Genomic DNA, 376 nt, shown 5'->3' on the forward strand with positions numbered 1-376 from the left:
CGCCGTGCTCGGCAGCACGCTCGTGATCGGCGCCACTTTCATTGCATTGAATCTGCTCACGGATGCGCTTTATCGCGTGTTCGATCCTCGCGCCCGCTGATGCAACGGAGACTAACCACGTGCGTCATCCTCTTGAACAATCGACGCAGGACTGGCCGATGAATGCCCCGCGACTCACGTGCAAGCAGTGGCTCCTCACGGACACGCCCGCGTCGCGCAGACAGGCCGCGTTGGGTCTCGCCTATCGCCGCTGGCGGCGTTTCGCGGGCAACCCGCTATCCGTATTCGGCTTTGCGATCCTGATGGTGCTCGTGATCGTTGCAATAGTCGGACCGTGGATCGCGCCGCACGATCCGCTGCGCCAGGTGCTCTCCGA

1 pseudogene is annotated in these 376 nt (G+C 63.0%); it reads left to right on the forward strand.

Annotation, left to right across the window (positions count from 1 at the left end):
* Nucleotides 1-119: 119 nt before the first annotated feature.
* Nucleotides 120-376: pseudogene (locus EN824_RS33690) on the forward strand (hypothetical protein); the annotation flags it as partial.

Origin of the sequence: Mesorhizobium sp. M8A.F.Ca.ET.181.01.1.1, assembly GCF_004792025.1 — a bacterium.
Lineage (GTDB): Bacteria > Pseudomonadota > Alphaproteobacteria > Rhizobiales > Rhizobiaceae > Mesorhizobium.